At 52.1% G+C, this 22,946-nt stretch carries 17 protein-coding genes and 2 tRNA genes; 7 read left to right on the top strand and 12 right to left on the bottom strand.

Features of this window, described 5'->3' with window-relative positions:
• Nucleotides 1-213 precede the first annotated feature (213 nt).
• Nucleotides 214-1,614 (bottom strand): M20/M25/M40 family metallo-hydrolase, encoded by a 1,401-nt coding sequence (locus DZC51_RS09970; RefSeq protein ID WP_157295337.1) that lies wholly within the window; start codon nucleotides 1,612-1,614, stop codon nucleotides 214-216.
• Nucleotides 1,615-1,848: 234 nt separating this feature from the next.
• Between DZC51_RS09970 and DZC51_RS09965 the strand changes: the two genes are divergently transcribed.
• Both DZC51_RS09965 and DZC51_RS09960 read left to right on the top strand, forming a co-directional pair.
• Nucleotides 1,849-1,936: transfer RNA gene (locus DZC51_RS09965), tRNA-Ser, on the top strand.
• A 102-nt stretch (nucleotides 1,937-2,038) separates the two neighbouring features.
• Nucleotides 2,039-2,740 (top strand): YetF domain-containing protein, encoded by a 702-nt coding sequence (locus DZC51_RS09960; RefSeq protein ID WP_157295335.1) that lies wholly within the window; start codon nucleotides 2,039-2,041, stop codon nucleotides 2,738-2,740.
• 132 nt (nucleotides 2,741-2,872) lie between these two features.
• Here the strand turns inward: DZC51_RS09960 and nhaC are convergent, their stop codons facing one another.
• Entirely contained in the window at nucleotides 2,873-4,342 is a 1,470-nt protein-coding gene (gene nhaC / locus DZC51_RS09955) for a Na+/H+ antiporter NhaC (protein ID WP_157295333.1), read from the bottom strand.
• A gap of 245 nt (nucleotides 4,343-4,587) precedes the next feature.
• On the opposite strand from nhaC, the gene DZC51_RS09950 reads away from it, so the two are divergent.
• Nucleotides 4,588-4,661, top strand: a tRNA-Arg gene (locus tag DZC51_RS09950).
• A 58-nt stretch (nucleotides 4,662-4,719) separates the two neighbouring features.
• On the opposite strand, the gene DZC51_RS09945 is transcribed toward DZC51_RS09950, so the two are convergent.
• Both DZC51_RS09945 and DZC51_RS09940 read right to left on the bottom strand, forming a co-directional pair.
• The gene (locus DZC51_RS09945) at nucleotides 4,720-4,887 is read right to left on the bottom strand and encodes a Spo0E family sporulation regulatory protein-aspartic acid phosphatase (RefSeq protein ID WP_370513687.1); all 168 of its coding nucleotides are present in this window, start codon (nucleotides 4,885-4,887) and stop codon (nucleotides 4,720-4,722) included.
• 270 nt (nucleotides 4,888-5,157) lie between these two features.
• Nucleotides 5,158-5,697, bottom strand: a complete 540-nt coding sequence (locus DZC51_RS09940; protein WP_157295329.1) for a YhcN/YlaJ family sporulation lipoprotein — start codon at nucleotides 5,695-5,697, stop codon at nucleotides 5,158-5,160.
• Between the two features lie 203 nt (nucleotides 5,698-5,900).
• On the opposite strand from DZC51_RS09940, the gene DZC51_RS09935 reads away from it, so the two are divergent.
• Nucleotides 5,901-7,298 (top strand): FAD-binding oxidoreductase, encoded by a 1,398-nt coding sequence (locus DZC51_RS09935; RefSeq protein WP_157295327.1) that lies wholly within the window; start codon nucleotides 5,901-5,903, stop codon nucleotides 7,296-7,298.
• Complete coding sequence (locus DZC51_RS09930) at nucleotides 7,299-8,267, top strand: bile acid:sodium symporter family protein (protein WP_157295326.1); 969 nt, start codon at nucleotides 7,299-7,301, stop codon at nucleotides 8,265-8,267.
• A gap of 45 nt (nucleotides 8,268-8,312) precedes the next feature.
• On the opposite strand, the gene DZC51_RS09925 is transcribed toward DZC51_RS09930, so the two are convergent.
• The 5 genes from DZC51_RS09925 to DZC51_RS09905 all read right to left on the bottom strand — a co-directional run bounded on the left by DZC51_RS09925 (nucleotide 8,313) and on the right by DZC51_RS09905 (nucleotide 15,685).
• Nucleotides 8,313-9,335: an LLM class flavin-dependent oxidoreductase gene (locus DZC51_RS09925; protein WP_157295324.1), complete on the bottom strand. Its 1,023-nt coding sequence runs from the start codon at nucleotides 9,333-9,335 to the stop codon at nucleotides 8,313-8,315.
• 137 nt (nucleotides 9,336-9,472) lie between these two features.
• Entirely contained in the window at nucleotides 9,473-10,870 is a 1,398-nt protein-coding gene (locus DZC51_RS09920; protein ID WP_157295321.1) for a SpoVR family protein, read from the bottom strand.
• Nucleotides 10,867-12,024: a sporulation protein YhbH gene (gene yhbH, locus DZC51_RS09915; protein WP_157295319.1), complete on the bottom strand. Its 1,158-nt coding sequence runs from the start codon at nucleotides 12,022-12,024 to the stop codon at nucleotides 10,867-10,869. The genes DZC51_RS09920 and yhbH overlap by 4 nt, the downstream gene beginning before the upstream one ends.
• A 225-nt stretch (nucleotides 12,025-12,249) precedes the next feature.
• The gene (locus DZC51_RS09910; RefSeq protein ID WP_157295317.1) at nucleotides 12,250-14,145 is read right to left on the bottom strand and encodes a PrkA family serine protein kinase; all 1,896 of its coding nucleotides are present in this window, start codon (nucleotides 14,143-14,145) and stop codon (nucleotides 12,250-12,252) included.
• A gap of 556 nt (nucleotides 14,146-14,701) precedes the next feature.
• The gene (locus tag DZC51_RS09905) at nucleotides 14,702-15,685 is read right to left on the bottom strand and encodes a ring-cleaving dioxygenase (RefSeq protein ID WP_157295315.1); all 984 of its coding nucleotides are present in this window, start codon (nucleotides 15,683-15,685) and stop codon (nucleotides 14,702-14,704) included.
• A 153-nt stretch (nucleotides 15,686-15,838) separates the two neighbouring features.
• On the opposite strand from DZC51_RS09905, the gene DZC51_RS09900 reads away from it, so the two are divergent.
• The gene (locus DZC51_RS09900; protein ID WP_157295313.1) at nucleotides 15,839-17,050 is read left to right on the top strand and encodes a TraB/GumN family protein; all 1,212 of its coding nucleotides are present in this window, start codon (nucleotides 15,839-15,841) and stop codon (nucleotides 17,048-17,050) included.
• Between the two features lie 159 nt (nucleotides 17,051-17,209).
• Here the strand turns inward: DZC51_RS09900 and recQ are convergent, their stop codons facing one another.
• From recQ to DZC51_RS09885, 3 genes are all read right to left on the bottom strand, one after another.
• The gene (gene recQ, locus DZC51_RS09895; protein ID WP_157296043.1) at nucleotides 17,210-18,985 is read right to left on the bottom strand and encodes a DNA helicase RecQ; all 1,776 of its coding nucleotides are present in this window, start codon (nucleotides 18,983-18,985) and stop codon (nucleotides 17,210-17,212) included.
• Between the two features lie 14 nt (nucleotides 18,986-18,999).
• On the bottom strand, nucleotides 19,000-19,518 hold the full coding sequence (locus DZC51_RS09890; RefSeq protein WP_157295311.1) for a DNA topology modulation protein: 519 nt from the start codon (nucleotides 19,516-19,518) through the stop codon (nucleotides 19,000-19,002).
• A 389-nt stretch (nucleotides 19,519-19,907) separates the two neighbouring features.
• Nucleotides 19,908-20,828 (bottom strand): NAD(P)H-dependent flavin oxidoreductase, encoded by a 921-nt coding sequence (locus DZC51_RS09885; RefSeq protein WP_157295309.1) that lies wholly within the window; start codon nucleotides 20,826-20,828, stop codon nucleotides 19,908-19,910.
• Nucleotides 20,829-21,054: 226 nt separating this feature from the next.
• On the opposite strand from DZC51_RS09885, the gene DZC51_RS09880 reads away from it, so the two are divergent.
• Complete coding sequence (locus DZC51_RS09880; RefSeq protein ID WP_157295307.1) at nucleotides 21,055-22,794, top strand: AAA family ATPase; 1,740 nt, start codon at nucleotides 21,055-21,057, stop codon at nucleotides 22,792-22,794.
• Nucleotides 22,795-22,946: the final 152 nt, after the last annotated feature.

Here is a 22,946-nt window from a genome sequence, read left to right as displayed (position 1 = left end):
CTATATCGCTAAACGGCTGGATTAAGGGGGCTGGAAAGGAGGATTCGTTTACAACTTGAAACATGGGGGTGCAACTTGCAACATGGATCCTCCATTTGCAATATGGGCTCGATGCTTGAAACATGGGTCCGCCACTTGAAATTAAAACCGTCACCCCGGCTGCCGGGGTGACGGCTCTCAAGTATGACTTGTCGCTCTGTTCTTTCCGAACAGTTAGCGTATCGATTGTTCGAAGTACGCTTCTTTCGGGATAGATGTTTCGGTCCGCTTTTTCTCTTTAGGTTTTTGGTTGTCGAAACGGGCACGGTCATATACCGCTGCTGCCACGATCTCGGCGACATCCTGAAGCTTTTCCTTGCTGATCTTATCGAGCGTATCCTGAGGCGTGTGGTACCAAGGCTCCAGCGGGCTGTGGATAAAGAGGGCCGCCGGGATTCCGGCCTGGTGGAACGGTACATGGTCACTGGAACCGCTCCGTCCGCGGGTGGTCGGCTCTCCGTTCAGTTTTTCACTCGCTTTCTGGGTCAGTTCAGTTACGAGGTTCGGTTCGCCGTCCACGGATGCGACGATCAGATCGCCCGCATCGCGGCTTCCGACCATATCAAGATTGAAATTGGCGATGATGCGGTCTTTTTCCGATTCTGAGAGTTCGCTGACATAATGGTGGGAACCAATCAGACCGAGCTCTTCAGCACCGAACGAAGCAAAACGGATTTCAGTGTCGGACGGCAAGTTCTTCATCGCGCGTGCAAGCTCCAGTGTCACCGCAGTACCGGATGCGTTGTCATTTGCGCCGGGCGCCTCCGGAACCGAGTCCATATGGGAGCCGATTAAAATGACTTCACCTGTGTCCTTCTTCTTGTTTGTCGGATGCTTGGTCGCGATCACGTTATGTGAGGTATGCTCGCCTGTTTCCGCTCCTTCGACCAGAACACGGGCCTCTGCCCCGGCGTTTGCTTCCAGAAGTTCCAATAGTGCCTGGCCCTGTTCCTGTGAAAGCGAAACTGCAGGGATATAGCGGTCGTCATGTCCGCCAAGCGTTCCGTTCAGGGCTCCCGGTCCATTATTGTAAATAATGATGCCTGCAGCCCCGGCTTCCGAGGCGTTAATAACCTTCTCCGCGAAGCTGAATTCTCCGCGCTGGATGACTGCAATCTTCCCTTCGGCCTCGATGCGTTCAAAATCAGCCTTCGAGCCGATTCCCGCATTAACGAGTCCTGCTGTAACATCTCCGGAAACGCCATATGTGAAGTTGCCCGGGCTCAGCTCCCGGTCATATCCCGCGACAGTGAGTTCAATACGCGTCGGCTCTGTATAACCGGTGTAGGTGAACGGCTGGACTTCCACGTCATAACCATACGACTCGAACTCTTCTGTGAGATATTCCACAGCCCGGTTTTCCACATCCGTCCCGGCCACACGCGGTGCCTCAGAAAGAATCGCGATGTGATTGTAGATCCGGTCCACGTCGATTTTCCGGATGGCTTTCTGGTCAAACTGGTCAAGCGCTTCCTGGTAGCCTGTTTCCAGCGGCTGGGCAATGACCGCAGTGGGCAAAGCAGCGCCGGCAGCCAGCATTGCCGCGAGTGAAAATGCGATGGTTTTCTTTTTCAATTAACAGCCTCCTCCATTTCATAATTCAGACAGTTTAATCATATCAGGCTCACCTCCTCTTGAAATCCGAATAAAGGGATGGTTCAATTGGCTTGAATTCAACTTATCCCCGTTTTCCACGTTAGGTCGGAACGACCAGCCGCACATGACTTTACGCCCTCCAAAAAAAAATACCGGCAGAAGGGTTGCACCCTTTTTTCTGAGGTGCTATAATTTCTTTTGTCATCAAATCATGGAGATGTACCCAAGAGGCTGAAGGGGACTGACTCGAAATCAGTTAGGGCGTTCACGCGCCGCGGGGGTTCAAATCCTCTCATCTCCGCTAACGGCACCGATTTTCCAATTGGAAAATCGGTGCTTTTTGTATAGTCTGATTCACTTTCCACACCCTATACTGATGATTAATATTTGGGAGTGGTATGAAATGGACGGCATGAATGAATACTTCGTCACCATTTTGCGCTCGCTGTTCGCCTTCTTCGCCCTGCTTCTTCTCACTCGGCTAATGGGAAAAAAACAGATGAGCCAGTTGACTTATTTTAATTACATCGCAGGCATCACCATCGGTTCAATCACAGCCGATCTTGCGGTCAGGCCAGCAGGCAATGATTCCTTCCATGATCTGATCGCTCTTTTTGTATGGGGCATGTTGGTCATTCTTCTGGGGATAGCCGGGCTGAAGTCCAAGAAAACCCGATTGCTGATCGATGGAGAACCCTCCATCCTCATCCGCAAGGGAATCGTCCAGGAAGACATACTCTCGCAGCTCAGGCTGAACATGGACGATCTGAGCATGCTGCTGCGGCGGGAAAAAGCATTCTCAATTTCCTCAGTCGAATATGCCATTCTAGAGCCGAATGGCCAGCTCAGTGTCCTGATGAAACCGGAAAAACTTCCTGTCACAAAAGAAGATTTGCAAGTTCCCCAAAAAACACACAGGAACCTTCCGACCACCGTCGTCCTTGACGGACAGATGTCCAGCCATGAGATGAACGAACTCGGATTATCGCCGGAGTGGCTGATCAGTGAACTGAGAAAGCAAAACATCACCTCCGTTTCAGAAGTGTTTTATGCAGAATACCTTCCGGATGGAAAATTGACCGTCCAAAAGAAAAAGGAACGATGATTAGATTGCAGGCTTAATGTTTTTATCAGGCTCATGAATGATGAAAATGAATCCTCGAATGAGTAAACCTGGCTATAGTGAGCCGCCAAATAACATAAAAAAGAAGCCCCAAGGCAGGGCTTCTTTTTAAAATTACACGTGCTGCAGTTCCGTCTTCACTTCTGTAGGCTCTTTCTCTCCGCCGGCTCCGCCGCCCCCATCATCAATCTTTGCAATCGTAAATCCGGTGAATGCGTAAATGATTGAAATGACCGGGCAAAGCAGGTTAAGCAATGCATAAGGACCGTATTCTACTACACCAACACCGAGTGTGCCGAGGATAAACACGCCACATGTATTCCATGGGATGAATACCGACGTGAGTGTCCCTCCGTCTTCAAGCGCCCGAGAAAGGTTTTTCGATGCCAGTCCCATCTTCCGGTATGTATTTGCAAACATCCGGGATGGCACGACTATTGAAATATACTGTTCCGCACAGGAGGCATTCGTGAGGAAAGCGGCACCGATCGTCGACGCGATGAGCGAGCCGGTGTTCCGGATCAGCTTCAGCAATTGGTTCATGATGGACTTGAGCATTCCGGAGTACTCAAGAATGCCGCCGAATGTCATTGCCACGATCGTCATACTGACGGTGTACATCATCGAGTCCAGACCGCCGCCATTGAACAGGTTGTCGACCAGGGCATTTCCGGTCTCGATGGCGTATCCTTCCTGCAAGGAAACGATGGCAGCTGTGATCGTGTCACCCTGCACAAACACCTGAGAAAGGAACCCGAGCACCGCGCCAATCACAAGTGCCGGAATGGCAGGGACCTTCATTGCGACCATGCCAATGACGATTACAGGAACAAGCAGAAGCCACGGTGAAATAAGGAAACTATCCTGCATCACCGAAGAAGTGGCAGCTATTTGTGCGGCGTCGATATTGCCGCTGACATTCTGACCAAGGAATGCGTAAATACCGAGCGCAATGACCAGCGCGGGGATGGTTGTCCACAACATATGCTTGATGTGGTCGAACAGATCAGTGTTTGTCAGACCGGATGCAAGGTTGGTCGTATCCGAAAGCGGCGAGAGCTTATCGCCGAAATAAGCACCGGAGATCACCGCACCGGCTACCATGCCCGGAGAAATGCCCATGGCCATCCCGATGCCCATACCCGCCACCCCAATCGTCCCCATCGTTGACCAGGAACTGCCGATGGCAAGAGACACGATTGAACAGATCAGGCAGATCGCAACCAGGAAAAACGACGGGTTGAGCAGCTTAAGGCCGTAGAAGATCATCGAAGCGACGATTCCGCCCCCCATCCAGGAACCGATGATCATTCCGACGAGGATGATGATGACGACTGCCGGAAGTGCCAGCCGGATCCCCTTATACATCATCTCCTCAATTTCCTTCCATTTAAACCCTGCCTTCAGTGCGACAAGCGCTGCCGTCACCGTTCCGATGATCAATGGAATATGTGGGCCCTGTTCAAGGCTGACCACCGTGTAGAGCATAACTCCGATCATGACGATCAAAGGAAGAAGAGCCCATAAAAGCTTAAACTCCCGTTGATTATTTCCTTTATCTTGATTTTTATCGACAGATTTCATAATGCAGTTTCCCCCTTAAAGCATAAATGAAAGCGCTGTATTGATCATAATCGAATAATTTTTGCAGGTAAAGGCAAAATTCATGTTGAATTGTCAGGATATTTTGCACCTTTGACTACTGACTAGCTTTAAGTGATAAGACAAGCGCCTTCCGATTAGCTTGATGTCATTTAAATCCTTTAAAAGAATTTTGCCCTTTTGCCCGACGTCCGATTGGTGTATAATAAGAAATGTCGTTATTTCATGTCCTGGTAGCTCAGCAGGATAGAGCAACAGCCTCCTAAGCTGTAGGTCGGGAGTTCGAATCTCCCCTGGGACGCTATTTTAAAAGGCGCCGATCCTCTTATTGGATCGGCGCCTTTTCTATTTTTCACGTATCAGGAACAATGCTGATCGTATCTCTGATACCTGTTCAGCAAGTCATCCAGCATCTGGCTGCATTCGACTGTTTTCGGATGAGTCAGTCCATGCTGGCGGGCTTTCCAGTACATTAACATTCTCCTGCAGTAAATCCGATTCTTCAAAATCTTCTTCGACACATACATGTCCATTTTGCCTCCGCATTTGTATATTTATGATGGTTTAAAGCAGCCTGTTCATCATACAACGTGTTTTGTGCAATGTTTGTCGAAAAAAAGCAAGTTTGTGAAATTCGATAAATGTTCACATTTCCCCTCCCGAAAGATTCATCTTCTCGAAGAAAAACAAAGCCGAAACGGGACTGTCGGCCCATTTCGGCTTTGCTTTAAAATTCAAGATCAAGACAGGCATCAGGTTGCCGGAGCGAAAAACCCAAAAGCCTTCTGATCATCCGGTTATTTCGCGTCAGGGAATGTGCGTTTTATCAGGTCGGTGAATTCATTAAAGAATCCTTTTACAGGATGCCCCTGCTCGATCTGATTTCCGTAATCCTTGAACTGCTTTACAAAGTCCGGATCGGCCGATACGTACACATTTTCTACATTTGGCTTGGCCGCCTTTACTTCATCGTGGATCTTCGTTTTCAATTCCTCGGTCTCATCCGTGCCTTCAGCAAGATCAACGGCGACATAAGCATTGTTCTCAGATAACAGGACGGTCGCACCTTCTACTCCGTCTACAGTGGATACCCGGTCCGCAACTTCCTTGTCATGTTCCAGGTTGTTCGCGTCCCCTTCTCCGTTATTGTTATCCCCGTTGTTATCCATCGCTCCGTTGTCCGCATTGTTGCCGTTCTGGTTGGTGTTCGTGTCGGTGCCGACATCATTCTCCTCATGTCCATTCGATGTCGTGGACGGATCGTTGTTATTGTTACCGCATGCTGCCAGTCCCATAACAAGTGCCAGAGAGGCCAAGCCCAATAAAATCTTGTTCATGATTTTCCTCCTTTCCTTTTTGCTTATGATGTTCTTTTTCCTCTCCAATTATGTAAAGGATTTAATTTTAATGTACGCATTTAATTGAAAGCGTTTAAATAATTGTTACTTTTCAAATCGCCTTGTAATTCAAAAATGTACATGTATAATTTTCAGTATTATTCATCTTTGGCAAGCTGCAACAGGAAAAGGAGTGGAGTATTTTGACTGTACAATCAACCGGTCTGATATTGGAGGAACTAAAGGAGCTTTTGGGCGATGAGCGCGCTACCGCAAATGATACCGTCCGTGACCTGCACGGAAGGGATGAGTCATATCATACCGTCCGTCCTGCGGACATTGTTGTATTCCCCGAGACTAGCGATGAAGTGAGTAAAATCGTCAAGGCGGCAGCCAAACACAAGATGCCGATTGTGCCGTTCGGCCTCGGTTCGAGCCTGGAAGGCCACGTGATCCCTTACGGCGGCGGAATCACGATCGATTTTTCTTTAATGAACAAAATCATTGAAGTCCGTGAAAATGACTTTCTCGTTAAGGTGCAGCCTGGAGTCACGAGAACCCAGCTAAACAAAGAATTGAAAAAACGGGGACTCTTCTTTTCCGTTGACCCCGGTGCGGATGCAACAATCGGCGGCATGGCGGCAACGAACGCCAGCGGCACGACTACAGTCAAATATGGTGTCATGCGGGACCAGGTGCGTGATCTTGAGGTGGTTCTTGCCGACGGGTCCATCATCAAAACCGGGAGCCTTGCAGCAAAATCAGCCTCGGGACTGCATCTGAATGGGCTGTTCGTCGGTTCTGAGGGAACGCTCGGCTGCTTCACCGAGCTGACCCTCCGCGTTTATGGAATTCCTGAACAGATTGCTGCTGCGAGAGCTTCTTTCCCGACAATCGATGATGCGGTCACAGCAGTGGTTTCGATCCAGCAGGCCGGTGTGCCGATTTCGCGTGTGGAACTTGTCGACGAACCATCGATGCAGCAGGTCAACCGCCACGCCGGGACTGATTATCCGGTGAAACCGACCCTGTTCCTGGAATTCAGCGGCAACGAGGCGGGGCTCCGTCAGGACATCGAGTTTACGGAAGAAATCGTTTCAGATCTCGGGTGCGACAACCTCGAGTTCGAAATGGACCAGGAAGGCATGAACCGCCTGTGGGAAGCAAGGCATCACCTCGCCTATTCCTATATCCACAGCCACCCCGGTCGTAAAATGATGGTCACAGACGTCTGCGTGCCGATATCCGAGCTCGCCGGAGCGGTACATCATGCTCGGGAAACCGTAGACAAGATGGGGCTGATCGGCGGAATTACCGGTCATGTGGGTGACGGTAACTTCCATATCATCCTTATGATCGATATGAACAATCCGGACGAGGTCAGCAAATCAGAGGTGTTGAATGAAGCCATCGTCAGCTATGCCCTGGACCGCAACGGCACCTGTACCGGTGAACATGGAGTCGGCGTCGGCAAACGGAAATACCAGGCCCGCGAGCACGGTGCTGCCCTGGCAGTCATGGAAACCATCAAGCGTGCTCTTGACCCGCACAACCTGATGAATCCCGGCAAACTGTTCCCCGCATCAAAGGAGGAAAATTAAATGAAGGTTCTTGAATCCATCAGCAGTTTCGCAGGACGCAACTTTGCTGTATTCGTCATCGCCGCGGCCATCATCGCCTTCCTGATTCCGGATCCGTTCCTTCCGTTTGGCGCTTTTATCACCATACTTCTGGGAATCGTCATGTTCGGCATGGGCCTGACATTAAAACCGATTGACTTTAAGCTTGTCTTTACGAACCCGATTCCTGTGATAGCGGGTGTTTCCCTCCAATATACGGTGATGCCGCTTACAGCTTTCGTTATTGCAACACTCTTGCAGTTGCCTGCAGAACTCGCTGCAGGCCTTGTCCTCCTCGGCTGCGTTCCGGGCGGGACGGCTTCCAACGTGATGGTCTATCTGGCAAGGGGGAACGTCGCTCTGTCGGTCGCGATGACGTCGATTTCGACGCTTCTTGCACCGCTTGCGACTCCGGCTATCCTGCTTCTTCTGGCAGGCCAGTGGCTACCTGTCGACGCCAAAGCAATGTTCATGTCGATTGTCCAGGTGATCATCATTCCGATTGCGCTCGGATTTATCGTTCAGCGTTTTCTTCCCGGGCTTGTCCAAAAAAGTGTTGCTGTCGTTCCGCTGATCTCGGTAATCGCCATCCTGATGATTGTCATGGCAGTGACAGCTGCCAATGCCGGAAACGTCGCGACGGCCGGATTCGTTGTCTTCATTGCGGTATTCCTGCATAATGGTGCTGGCCTGCTGTTCGGCTATGTGCTTGCCAAAGCATTCGGCCTCAGCGAAAACGACCGCAGGGCGATCTCGATCGAAGTCGGCATGCAGAACTCGGGCCTCGGTGTCGCTCTTGCGACAGCCCATTTCAGCCCGCTTGCCGCACTGCCGAGTGTATGGGGTGCCATCTGGCATAACATTTCAGGGCCAATCCTGGCGACCTACTGGTCCAAAAAGGGAGTCCCTGAAACCGGGAAGGTTGTTCCCGCTGATGCTGTTGCCAAATAACCATAAAAATCAGACCCGCTGCCCATCAGGCAGCGGGTCTATTCATTATTCCATCATTTCAGCGAGCAATTCGTAGGAACGGATCCGCTTGTCGGTATCGTAGGCGACTGTGTTGACGATGAGTTCGTCAGCCTGAGTATCGTCTATCAGACGGAGAAGACCTTCCCGGACCTTGTCCTTCGTACCGAACAACGTCGTCCTCGGATCAAGCGTCTGCATGACATATTGACGCTCGTACGGTGTCCACAGCGCTTCGATATCCTCGACCGGCGGCTGCATCTTGCCCCGGCTGTTCCGGATGATGGAGAGGAATTGCTGCATATGCGTTGTGATCAGGTATTCCGCCTCTTCCTGCGTATCGGCGATCAGGACATTGACACCCGGCATTGCATGAGGTTTTTTCATTCTCTCAGTAGGCTCGAAGCCTGTCCGGTATAGTTCAAGAGCCGCATCCATGTACCCCGGCGCAAAGTGGCTGGCGAAAGAGAACGGCAGGCCTTTCCTTGCTGCCAACTGCGCACTGAAACCGCTGGAACCGAGGAGCCAGATCGGGATATCCTGGCCGTCACCAGGAAATGCACGTACAGGCATGTCCTCCCCGCCCTCAAAGTAAGCTTCCAGTTCCGCCACATCACGCGGGAACTCATCCGGTCCGCCCTTTAAATTCCGTCGGAGCGCCCACATCGTCTGCTGGTCGGTGCCGGGTGCGCGGCCGAGACCGAGATCGATGCGGTCCGGGTACATCGCATCGAGCGTACCGAACTGCTCGGCGATGATCAATGGAGCGTGGTTCGGCAGCATCACACCGCCGGACCCGACGCGGATCTCCTTTGACTCAGAAGCAAGACGGCCGATCAGCACGGCTGTTGCGGAGCTCGCGATGCCTTCGAAGTTATGATGTTCCGCAAGCCAGTAACGATTATAACCTAGTTCATCCGCCCGACGGATCAGCTTTGCGCTGTTTTCTATCGCGTCTGCCGGTGTGTCTTCTTCTCTGACTTGAACCAGGTCGAGGACTGACAGCGGAATTCCTTCAAATTTCTTCGCATTTTCTCGGATCAACTTCATCGGATCACTCCTTCTCTCACAATTATCATACCTTCCTGCCCCGCCGTGATGCCAAGAAACTGCCTAATGCACAAATAATTACATTATGTAAACAACCCTCCTTCCAATGAAGGGAAGGAGGGTTGTGACTGTCATTATTATAAGGCCCGCCGGGTTACTTTCTTACCGTCACAGGAAAAGCAGATTTTCCTTCCCTCCACGATCGTTTCCAGATGAACGGTACGCCCCCAGAGAACATGCAGATGCGGCAGCACATGCTCAAGATAAGGCAGGTCGAGTTCGGTTCCCTCAAATCGGTGTGCCAGATACAACTCACCGTTTCGCAAGTAATCCCCGTCTTCTACGACGATATACGGGAAACCGCCGTTGACCCTGGATGAGATGAGCGTATCGCGCACTTTCTCGAAATCCTTCTCCGTGATCCGGTATTCCTGGCCGCGTTTGCCGAACAAATACAGATCTTCCTGTTCCGCCAGTTCCTTTGTCAGGTAGTTGCGGATAAATGATGTATCCGACTCGATTTCCCTGACTTCAAACATTTTTTCCCTTCCGCTGCCCGGCTCGATGCCCCTCTGCTTCATTCTTTCATCGGGATGATCGTATCTTCGCTCAATGTCTTCGAAAATCCGCAAACCAAGTGTGTACGGATTGATTGATGTTGCGGACGGCTGGATGACCCCTGCATTCAGCTTGGAGAATTCGATCGTCTCGGCAGGTGTCAGATCAAGCTCCCTCATAATGCGCTGGTGCCAGAATGTCGCCCAGCCTTCATTCATGATTTTCGTTTCAAGCTGCGGCCAGAAGTAGAGCATCTCTTCCCTCATCATGGTGAGGATATCGCGCTGCCAGCCTTCCAGTTCGCGTCCGTTCTCCTGGATAAAATGAAGGATGTCCTTTTCCGGGCTTTCGGGTAGTTTCTTTCTCGCCGGTGTCTGCTGTCTGGCATCCTTGCCCGGAGTCCGATCAAGTGCCCAGAGATCATCATATGGCGTTGTCCGGAGTTGCGGACTTTCTCCGCCTTCCCCATCGGAATCCGCAATGATCAGTGACGGATCGACATGTTCCTGGACGGCAAGCACCGCATCAAGGAACTTCTCCACTCGGTCCTTGCCGTAGGTGATTTCATAATCGGCGATCCGGTCAGCTGTCGCAGACATGCTTTCGACCATGTCGCCCCGTGTATTGGAAAACCGTACATTGTTTTTGAAGAAATCACTGTGCGCCAGAACGTGTGCGACGATCAGCTTATTCTGGACAAGCGAGTTCGAGTCCAGAAGAAACGCGAAGCAGGGATCCGAATTGATGACGAGTTCATAGATTTTACTGAGTCCGAGGTCATACTGCAGCTTCATCTTGTGAAATTGCTTGCCGAAGCTCCAGTGGCTGAACCGGGTCGGCATCCCGTATGCGCCAAACGTATAGATGATGTCAGCCGGACAGATTTCATAGCGCATCGGATAGAAGTCGAGCCCGAATCCTTCCGCCACCTCTGTGATTTCCGCGATCGCGCGCTCCAGCGCCTTTGCATCAGTCATGATCCGATTGCCTCCCCTTTCCGGAAGAAGCTTTTCAGCGCATGGTACACATCCGCCTTTTCTTTCAGGACATAGTGCCTGAACTTCGGATCGTCCACCGTACGGAGCGCCGTCAGCATTGTCGAGTAGCGACTGTGTTCGTTAACTTCCCCATATCCGAACATGCGGGAGACATCCAGCAGTTCTCCAACGAGCCGGAGCACTTCTTTGTTGTCGGAAGTCATGTTTTCCCCGTCAGAGAAATGGAACGGATAAATGTTGTAACGGGCCGGGCTGTACTTTTCCCCGATCAGCTCCATGGCCAGCTTATAGGCTGACGAGCACCTGGTTCCTCCGCTTTCCGCCTTGGTGAAGAATTCTTCCTCAGTCACCACCTTGGCCTCTGTCTGGTGGGAGATGAATTCAATGTCAACTGAACTGTACCTGGTGCGGAGGAAGCGTGTAAGCCAGAAAAAGAAGCTTCTCGCCATGTACTTCTCGAACGCGCCCATTGAGGCACTGGTATCCATCATCGCAATAACTACGGCACGGGACTCAGGCCGTTTTTCGTCTTCCCAAGTCTTGAAGCGGAGGTCGTCGTCCAATATCGGCATGATCCCGCTTCGTCCTTCCATCGCATTGCGCTTTAGCGCAGAAACGATCGTCCGTTTTTTATCGATGTTACCTATAAGGCCTTTTTTCCGGATATCATTAAATGTAATTTTATCTGTAATAATGTCCGCCTGTTCCTTTTGCTCCATGTTCGGAAGCTCCATCTCTGAGAATAGCGCTTCCTCCAGCTCTGCCACCGACACTTCCGCTTCGTAGACATCTTCCCCCGGCGCGTCCCCTGCTTCCTTGCCCTTACCCTGTCCAGGACGTCCGCTGCCATCTTTTGCGATGACGTCGCCGACCTGACTATCTCCCTTTCCCTGGCCGACATGCTCGGACTTGGAATGGTTGTAGCGGATTTTATATTCATCGAGCGAGCGGATCGGGATCTTCACAACCTTGCGCCCGTCCGACATCACGATATTCTCTTCACTGATCAGGTCTGGGAGATTATTCCGGATCGCCTTTTTCACCTTGTCCATGTGACGCTTTTGGTCCTCGTGGCCTTTCCGGTGGAGGCTCCAATCATCCTGCGACACGACAAACCGGCCATATTTGTTCATGCTCCACCCGCCTCTCCTCTTTTAGAGTTTCCATTATCTTATGCAGTACGGAGCGGACGCTTGACAATGTTCTGAATTATGAAAGAATATAACGGAAATTCGGGCACTGGCCGGGGCAATTGAAAAAACAGGGGAACGCCAGATTTCCATTGTCCGGCGGTCACCTGCTTTATACTTTGGTCCTGTACATCCATGTCGCAGCAAATCTTGCCTCTAGTCGGCAACTTACCTGTTCAGCAGACTCCCGACATACCGGAGCAGATCATTCGCGGAAGTACTGTTGTATCCGTGTTCATCGATGAGACGTGCGACGACTTCGTTGATCTTCTTGAGTTGCGATTCGTCAGGCGTGGCTGACGAGGTGGTGATCTTCACAACGTCCTTCAGGTCTGCGAACAGCTTTTTCTGGATCGCCTCCCGAAGGCGGTCGTGTGAGTTGTAATCAAACCGCTTGCCTTTCCTGGCATAGGCGGAGATGCGGATGAGGATCTCTTCACGGAACGCTTTTTTCGCATTTTCCGAGATGCCGATCTGTTCCTCAATCGAGCGCATCAGTTTTTCATCCGGCGGCAGCTCCTCGCCCGTGAGCGGGTCACGCAGCTTGTTTTTGTTGCAGAACGCTTCGACATGATCCAGATAATTATCCATCAGCGTTTTCGCAGACTCTTCATAGGAATAGACAAAAGCCTTTTGGACTTCCTTCTTCGCAATATCATCATATTCCCTTCGTGCAATCCCGATATATTCCATGTACCTTGCACGGTCTTCGGCACTGATTGATGCATGATCGGATAAACCGTCCTTGAGAGATCTCAAGACATCAAGCGCATTGATGGCCGGAACTTCTTTCCGGATGATGGCAGATGAGATCCGGTTGATGACATACCGCGGATCGATCCCGCTCATTCCCTCGTCCGGGAACTCCTTTTTCAGTTCATTTACATCCACAGTGCTGAAGCCCTCGACATTTTCGCCATCATACAGGCGCATTTTCTTCACGATGTCCGCACCCTGTTTCCTCGACGGCTTCAGACGGGTCAGTACGGAGAAGATGGCTGCGACACGCAGTGCATGCGGTGCTATATGAACATGTGACATGTCGCTGTCGGAGATCATTTTCCTGTAGATCCGTTCTTCCTCCGATACCTTCAGGTTGTATGGCACCGGCATGACAATGATGCGGGAATGCAGCGCTTCGTTTTTCTTGTCCGCTATAAACGAGCGATACTCGGTCTCGTTCGTATGGGCCACAATCAGCTCATCTGCACTGATGAGCGCAAACCTTCCCGCCTTGAAGTTTCCTTCCTGTGTGAGAGACAGCAGATGCCAGAGGAATTTTTCGTCAAGCTTCAGCATCTCCTGGAATTCCATCAGCCCGCGGTTTGCCTTGTTCAGTTCGCCGTCAAAGCGGTAAGCTCGCGGGTCCGATTCTGAACCGAATTCCGCAATGGTCGAAAAATCGATGCTTCCTGTAAGATCTGCGATGTCCTGGGATTTCGGATCGGACGGCGTGAATGTACCGATGCCGACCCGCTTATCTTCGGAAAGGAAGATGCGCTCTACCGGCATGTCTTCGATCCGTCCGCCATACTCCCGCTCCAGCCGCATCGAATTCAGCGGCGAGAGTGTTCCTTCGATACGGATTCCGTATGCCCGACGGAAATCTTCCCGCAGATGAATCGGGATCAGATGAAGCGGGTCCTCGTGCATCGGGCAGCCCTTGATGGCATACACCGCCCCTTCATCCGTCCGAGCATAAGACTCGAGCCCCCGTTTCAGAAGTGTGACAATCGTCGACTTACCCCCGCTGACCGGGCCCATCAGCAGCAGGATACGTTTGCGCACGTCCAGGCGCTTTGCGGCAGGATGGAAATATTCCTCGACGAGCCGCTCCACCGCTTCTTCCAGGCCGAATATCTGCTCACCAAAAAAGCCGTATCTTCGGATCCCGTCAACTTCCGTAATTCCATGACTCTTGATCATATTGTAAACACGCGAGTGTGCATTCTGCGCCACTTCCGGCCGTTCCTTCACAATCTCCAGATAATCAGCGAATGTCCCTTCCCACTTTAGCCGGTCCTCTTCTTCACGATGCCGTTTAGCCTTCTCCAGGATGTCCACTTGCTCGCCTCCAGTCAGTGCTGTGTTTCTTACAACGTATGCGCCGGACGGGCTATTGATACGGAGAAGTAAGCGGGTGTCCGTGAAGACGTGTGATGGTTCGGCTGACCGGCTTGCTGCAGCCGATTTGTCTAGCCAACATTTCTTTTTCGGAAATACCTTTTCGCTTCGGGGGTACCATTTGGAGTATGGCTATTTGGTTTGGAGTAACAGCGGCTCATTTGGAGTATGGCCAGCCGGTTTGGAGTAATGATGGCTCATTTGGAGCATGGCTGTCCGATTTGGAGTAACGATGGCTCATTTGGAGGATAACCGGGAGGTAGTGATTCAATGAGGGCGGGTTGTAACTCAAGGGGTGTGATGTAGTGATTCAGAGAGACTTCGTAGAAACTGGGCCACTGGTTGGTAGGGATTCACCCGGTGGCCCTCATTTTGTGTTTATACGCAAACCCTGGACGCGTATGCGGCTTTACTATGGGATGTACTTAATCGAATCTGCTTAAATGAAAATCGAACCTGGAAATATCTTCCGGGTCCGATCTGCGCTTTCGGTTGATTACTCGTATTCTTTTTCAATTTCCTTGTCACTGCGCATCGTATCGATGTGACGCACGTAAGATTCAATCTGTTCCCGCTTCGGTTCGAGGAACGGAGGCAGGGCAAGTTTCTCACCGAGTGTTTCGTACGGCTCGTCATCCATGAAGCCCGGGCCGTCAGTCGCGAATTCGAACAGGATTCCCGGTGCTACTCGTGCGTACAGGGACTCAAAGTAGAAGCGGTCCACATATCCGGAAGTATTGAAGCCCATGCCTTCCATATGTTTGATCCAGTCTTCGAGTACGGAGCGGTCTTCAACGCGGAACGCGCTGTGGTGGATCGTACCGAAGCCCTGCATGCCGCGCGGAAGAACGGCATTGTGTTCAATGATGACACGGGCGCCGTTGCCGCCTTCTCCGACTTCGAACAGGTAGACCGATCCATCCTTATTGACTTCACTGAAGCCGAGCGCTTTTTCCATGACCTGCTTCATATAGTCGATGTTGCTGACACGCAAGATGATCGGTCCAAGTCCGGTGATGGCGTACTCAAGCGGAATTGGCCCATTCTGCCATGGAATGCCTGCTGCGACACCCGTATCCCCTTCATCAGAGATGAGCTGATACAGCTGGCCATCAAAATCGGTGAACGGAAGGACTTTGCGGTCGAATTGTTGCCTGATGCCATCATGTTTCACTTCCAGGCGGTCAAATCGCTTCACCCAGTAGTCCAGTGCCGAATCATCCGGTACACGGAATGAGGTTCTGTGGATCTCATCAGTACCGTGAGTCCCTTTCGGAATCCCCTGGAAGTCAAAGAATGTCATGTCTGTACCTGCGCTGCCCCGATCATCTGCGAAAAACAGGTGGTAAGTGCTGATGTCGTCCTGATTAACCGTTTTTTTGACAAGCCGCATCCCAAGTACATACGTGAAGAACTCATAGTTCTTTTCCGCCGAACTCGTGATTGCGGTCACGTGGTGCATCCCTTTCAAACTTTGCATGATGTCGCCTCCAAATTTTATATCTTGAATTCGAGATAAGTATACGCCGTTTCATCCATCTAATCAATTCTTTTGCCCAAAATATTGAACTTTAACCGTTCTTCCGTCATCATTAACGGTATGACCACTATAGAAACGAAGGAATATAATAATATGGAAGAAAATCAATTCACACTGCCCGAAGAGGCATCTGCCCTGGAGGAGGAGAACGTCACCCGAATCCAGCTGGAAGATAAGGAAATCATCCTAATTGGCACTGCACACGTTTCTAAACTGAGTGCACAGCAGGTAAAGGAAGTCATCGACCGCGAACAGCCTGATACCGTCGCAGTTGAGCTGGACAAGCAGCGTTTCGATGCCATCACGAACGGAAATCGCTGGGAAGAAATGGACATCTTCAAGATCATTAAAGAAAAGAAAGCTTCTCTTCTTCTGATGAACCTGGCCATCTCATCGTTCCAGAACAGGATGGCCAAACAATTCGACGTCAAGCCGGGCGCCGAGATGATCCAGGGAATCGAGTCGGCTAAAGAAATCGATGCCAAGCTCGTCCTTGCCGACCGGAATATCCAGACTACGTTTTCCCGTATCTGGGGCAATCTTGGCATCGGCGGGAAATCACAGCTGCTCACTTCTGTAGTCGCCAGTATTTTCAGCAGGGAAGACATCACTGAAGAAGAGATGGAGAAGATGAAGTCACAGGATACGCTGAACGCTGTGCTGGCTGAGTTCACGGAAGCATTCCCGCGGCTGAAAACTCCGCTCATTGACGAACGTGACCAGTATCTGGCCGAAAAGATCCGCACCGCTCCGGGCAAGAAAGTCGTTGCGGTGCTCGGCGCAGCTCATGTTCCCGGCATCACAAAGGAAATCCACCGGAAACATGATCTGAAGAAACTGACTGAAAGACCGCCAAAACCGGTTTGGCCAAAAATCGTCGGTTGGACGATCCCTCTCCTGATCATCGGGATCATCGCCTATACATTCATGCAGAACAGCGATGTCGCCACGAGCCAGATGCTCAGCTGGCTGCTCTGGAATGGTTCCCTTGCGGCACTCGGAACCATCCTTGCCAAGGGGCACCCGCTTGCCGTCCTGACCGCCTTTATCGCAGCACCGTTCACTTCCCTGAATCCGCTTTTGGCTGTCGGTTGGTTTTCCGGACTCGTTCAGGCCTACTTTACCCGCCCGAGCGTCAAGGATTTCCAAAGACTTACGGAGGATGTCCTTAGTGTAAAGGGCTTCTGGCAAAACAAAGCGACACGTGTGCTGCTCGTCGTTGTCCTCGGCAACATCGGCAGCTCGCTCGGCACTTTCATTGGGGGCGCTGATGTGATCCGGTCGTTTTTCCAGCATATATTTTAAGACGAACACCCCGTACAGCTTTATTTCTGTACGGGGTGTTGTTTGTTACGCTTGTGGTTTACATAATAATAATATCTTATGTGAGATAAATATTCCCTTTTGGTGTTAAGAAAAAAGCGTCACAGGTCATCCAATGACCCAGTGACGCTGATTATGACTTTATACTTCCGCGCTTTGAAACTCGCGGATCGCTTCCAAGAACGGCTCCCCGTACTTCGCCAGTTTGTTTTCCCCGACACCGTGGACTTCGAGAAAACTTTCCTCGTCCATTGGCTTGCGGGCGCACATGTCCTTGAGCGACTTGTCCGAGAAAATGACATACGGCGGAACACCCGCCTCATCAGCAAGAGACTTCCGCAAATCACGCAGCTTTTCGAAAAGAGGATCGGCATCGCCAATTGCAACGGTGACGACCGCCTGCTTGCGCGTGACTCGTTCGCCTCCAGTCAGGACTTCTTTGCCCTTTTCAGTGACGAAGATGGTCGGAAACTCTCCCTGGCTCACTCCGATCAGGTCCCGCGAAATCATGAAGTCGATCAGGTTCGTCGCTTCCTTCATGCTGTAGGCGCCCTTCAGGATACCATAGGTCGACAATTCTTCGAAGCCGCGATCCTTCACCGCCTTATCTGCAGATCCGCAGAGCACTTTGGCAGTGATTGCCTTGCCCCACCGCTGGCCCATCCGGATGATGCAGGAAAGCACTTTTTGAGCATCTTCCGTCACATCAATATCTTCCCGGTCATCGGTACAATTGCCGCAGCGACCGCATTTGTCAGTATCTGAATCTCCGAAGTGACGCACGATGTACTGCTGGAGGCAGTCTTCGGTATGGCAGTAGTCCACCATTGACTGCAACTTTTCAAGCTCGCGCGGGATGCCGTCACGGTCATCCGTCTGGTCGATCAGGAAACGCTGTGTCTGGACATCCTGTGGAGAATATAGAAGGATGCACTCGCTTGGCAGCCCGTCACGGCCTGCACGCCCTGCTTCCTGATAATAGCTTTCCATATTTTTCGGAAGCTGATAGTGGATGCAATAGCGGATATTCGACTTGTCGATGCCCATGCCGAATGCATTCGTCGCCACCATGATACGCGCTTCGTCATTCAGGAACGCATCCTGCGCATCACGCCGCTCCTCTTCTGGAAGCCCTGCATGATAACGGGCAACCGGCAGTCCGGCCTTTTTCATGTTTTCATATAGGGAATCGACCGTTTTCCGTGTTGCCGCATAAATGATTCCGGCTTCCTCCCGGTTTTTCTTCAGGAAGTCCTTTACGAATTTGCCGCGATCCTGCCCCCTGACAACCGAGAAGGACAGGTTTTCCCGTTCAAATCCGGTCAGAACCGTATTTCCCTGAGGAATGCCCAGCTGCCGGCAGATATCCGCACGCACCTCTGGAGTTGCGGTGGCGGTCAGCGCGAGGATCACCGGCCGTTCGGGCAGCGCTTCGACGACACTGCCGATCAGACGATAGCTTGGACGGAAGTCATGGCCCCACTGTGAGATGCAGTGCGCCTCGTCTACCGCCACCATCGGGATATCCATCCGAACCAGGTCCTGGAGAAAGAAATTTGATTCGAATCGCTCCGGCGCGACATATAGAAGTTTATAGGCGCCCGCCCTTGCCCGCTCCATCGTATATCGGAATTCATCCAGTGACAGCGTGCTGTTGATGTAGGCCGCTGGAATGCCGATTTCATTCAGTGCATCGACCTGGTCTTTCATCAGCGAAATAAGCGGGGAGATCACGAGCGTCGTGCCTTCCCTGACGAGCGCAGGAATCTGATAGCACACCGACTTCCCGCCGCCGGTCGGCATGACACATAGGGTGTCCTCGGCGGTCAGCACCTGGCCGATCACCCGCTCCTGTCCCGGACGGAAAGACGGATAGCCGAAATATGTTTTTAGTTGTTCATGCGCCTGCTCGAGCATGGTTGACACTCCAATCATGAAGGACGCCGTCCGATTTCTTCAAGAAACCGGCGGACGTCCTTTCTGCTTTTCAATATGATCACTTGTTTGTCCGGACCGAGGCTCTCCAGTTTTCTGAGAATCCCCGGCCTTTTGTTTTTTCGATAATTCCAGACCCATTTGACGAAATCAAAATCGAGTCGTTCCGGGCAGTCTTTCTGCATGTCCGGTCTCGTTTTTCCGTGATACCGGATCCGTCGCTTTAGAATTCCGTACATACAGACACGCCTGGGCATATCCATGAAAATGACCGTATCGGCCGCCTGCAGCCGGAGATCCATCGTCGCCCCGTAGTTGCCGTCAACAATCCAGCGTTCCCCGTCAAAGAGGCCCCGCTGAATTTCCTTTTGTTCATCCCGTGTCGTGAGCGTCCATCCCGGCTTCCACAGAAGCGCATCCAGATGATGGACGGTGATGCCGAGCCGTTCCCCCAGTTGTCGGGCGAGCGTCGACTTTCCTGCCCCGCCCGGCCCGATCAGCATGATCCGGTCCATGACGATCCCCCGATCCTTCATTGTGACTCTCATTATAGCGCATCAGCCGACAGGTTCCCAATCCCCTATTTGGATGTGAGAGATTTGGGGGCGTGGTGATTCGATTCACGACGGCAACGAGTGGATTCGGGACGCAAGCTAAGATGTCGCGACCGCCAAGTGTGGGTTCGCGGCCGTAAAAAATTAGCTACCGCAACACTTAAATTCACGACTGCAGCATGCCGTTTCGCGGCCGCAACCTCGGAATTCGCGGCGGCAAACCGGCAATTCGCGTCCGCAACCTTAATTTTCGCGACGGCAACTCACCTTTTCGCGTCCGCAAACGGACGTGTTTCACGTCACTTTTCGGACCCATAAAAAAACACCGGCATCAGCCGGTGCCTCACTTATTAATGAACAATCCCGCTCCGGTCTTCCGCGAGCCTGGCTATGGTTGCCTCGTATTCCTCTGACAGCTTTTCCACAATTTCAGCCACGGTTCCACGCTCTGTGATGTTGGTGACACCCTGTCCGGCAGACCAGGCATCCCGCCATGCTTTGATTTCATCTTCACCGGAGAAATCCAGCTTGCCCGTCGTCCCCTTCAGATTTTCAAGATCCAATCCCTGCCGCACAAGAGACGGCGTCAGGAAGTTCGCCGGCACCCCGCTGATGGCATCGGTGTAAATGATGTCTTCCACCGTCGAGTCGATGACCATCTGCTTGTAGTCTTCGAATGCCCCGCTTTCTTCCGCGGCGAGAAAACGGGTGCCCAGATAGGCGTAATCAGCGCCCATTGCACGGGCCGCGGCCACGTCCGCTCCGCTGGACATCGCGCCTGAGAGTATGATCGTCCCATCGTAAAATGTCTTTACCGCCGAGATGAAGGCGAAAGGATTCAACAGGCCTCCGTGTCCGCCTGCGCCTGCGCAGACGAGAATCAGGCCGTCCACTCCGGTCTGAGCCGCTTTTTTTGCATGTTTGACATTCGCTACATCCGAGTAAACTTTCCCTCCATATGCGTGAACCACTTCCACTACTTCACCCGGATGACCGAGAGATGTAATGACGATCGGCGGTTTATATTCCCTGATCAATGCCAGGTCGTCACTGTACCTCTGATTCGCTTTTTTATGACAGATGAAGTTGACCCCCCAGGGCGTATCGCCCAGTCCATCCTTCACCTGCTGCAGCCATTCCGCGCATACCTCGACCGGCCGCGCATTCAGCAGCGGAAACGTCCCGATCACGCCCGCTTTACCGGATTCGATGACCATCTCCGGATTGGACACCAAAAACATCGGTGCTACGATCACCGGCAACTTTTGCATACCCCCACGCCCCTTTTAAATCGTTAGAATAGAAAGACTCTTTCACCTTTATTCTCAACTCCTGCACAACGCCTGTCAAGCGAAAATGAATGGCCATTCATAACTCAAGAACTCCTCTACTACTTCCACCGACAATAAATTGTAAGATATCACTCAACACATTTCCCTACAAAGAAACTCAGAAATCCGCTATAATGGGCTTATTCTGACTTAGGAGTTGACGGTCTTGAAGCCGATTTCCAAACTATCTTCCAAAGTGTTTCTTGTCGCATTGCTTCTTGTCGCGGCAGTCGGTGGCGCAGGGTGGTTCTGGTATGACAGCACCCGGCCGGCAGAGGTTCCGTTCGCACAGATGCAGGAACTGATCCGATCTGATACCGGCCATATGATGACGCTCACCGAATCGGCTTCCGGAACACTGACCCTCAAGACACCGGACGGAACATACCGCACCAACGTGCCTCCGAACAGCCAGAGTGTCGAGCAGTTGGTAGTAAATCACGCGGTTAACTATGAGTACTCCAAACAGAGCACCGGCGACCGGCTCCTTCTTGCAGGGATTCTCGGTGCCATCGCGGTGACTTTTTTCATTCTCTACCGGAAGGGCAAGCTGGGCACAGCTTCTTCGATGAAGCAAAGCGCAGCAAAATCCGCGCCGCTTCCGGATGTCACACTTGACGACATCGGGGGCATTCCGGATGAGATGAAGGATGAGATCGGACAGGCGCTTGCCGTCCTGAAAGATCCCAAAGCCGCCGAGGAAGTCGGCCTGACGCCGCCCCGGGGCATCCTCCTATACGGACCTCCGGGTACCGGGAAAACCCTGCTTGCACAGGCTATTGCCCGGGAAATCGGCGCAACGTTCTTTTCTTCAAGCGGTGCCGCCTTCACCGAAATGTTTGTCGGGGTCGGCGCTTCCCGCGTGCGCACCCTTTTCCAGAACGCCCGCAAACAGAAGCCTGCAGTCATCTTTATCGATGAGGTCGATGCACTTGCCGGAAAGCGGAAGCAGCATGGCGGCGAAGAATCCGAAAAAACCCTCACTGAACTTCTTGTACAGCTGGATGGCGGTAACGATAATGATGGTATTCTCTTTATCGCGGCTACGAACCGGAAGGACATGCTGGACGACGCATTCGTCCGTCCCGGCCGGATTGATTTCGAGTTCCAGGTTCCTCTTCCGGATACCCAGGGACGCCGTGAGATCATCGATATCCATACAAAAGGCAAGGTCTTTGCGCCGGAAGTCGCCGCGTCGTTTGATGCACTGGCGGAAAGCACCTCAGGCTTCTCCGGCGCCGAACTAAGCTCCCTGTTTGAAATGGCAAGCCGTCGGGCACTCAGGGACGGCCGTACCGAAATCGCCAAGCGCGACCTTGACTTTGCGATCGACCGGACTATTCTCGGCAGTACGGCCCGCTCCCTGAACGACCCTGCAACAAAGTACCGTGTCGCCATCCATGAAGCCGGACACGCACTTGTTCAGGCGCTCACGAATCCGGGATCAGTACGGAAGGCGACCATCATCCCGCGCGGCATGGCGCTCGGATATGTGGCCCCTCTCCAAAAGGAATTGCATCTGTCGACCGTGAGCGAGCAGCTTGACCGTGTCGCGATGATTCTTGCAGGCGGCGTCGCCGAGCGGCTTCATCTCGGCGAGCACAGCCTTGGTGTGGGCGGTGACGTCAAACAGGCCAAACATCTGCTTGAGGAAATGGTCGACACCGGTCTTCTTCAGGAAGGCTTCAAACTGACATTCAACAATAATGAAAAAGAAGCCCGCATGCAGGAACTGTTTGATGAAGCCCTCGAGATGGCTGAGCTGCTCATCAAGCGCTATGCTGCCGAGTACGCCCGTCTCGTTGACGCGCTCATGTCGAAAGAAACGATCGACGGTGATGAAATCCAGGAAATCGTCGGATACAAGAAAGTCGTCCGTGACGACCTGGTGGCCTTTGAATCATAAAATGAACAGCAAACGCCTCCCTATTATCGGGAGGCGTTTTGCTGTTATTCCATAAGTTAAGCCGCCTCCCTGATGGGGTGGCGGCGTTCCATTATCAGCGGGAGGTGTAACCCGCATCCGCATGGAGTTGTGCCAGTCACGTTAGAAGATGC

It is taken from the genome of Bhargavaea sp. CC-171006, assembly GCF_009761675.1.
Lineage (GTDB): Bacteria > Bacillota > Bacilli > Bacillales_A > Planococcaceae > Bhargavaea > Bhargavaea changchunensis.
Note: the sequence above shows the minus strand (reverse complement) of the source record. Positions and strands in the feature narration are given on the sequence as shown.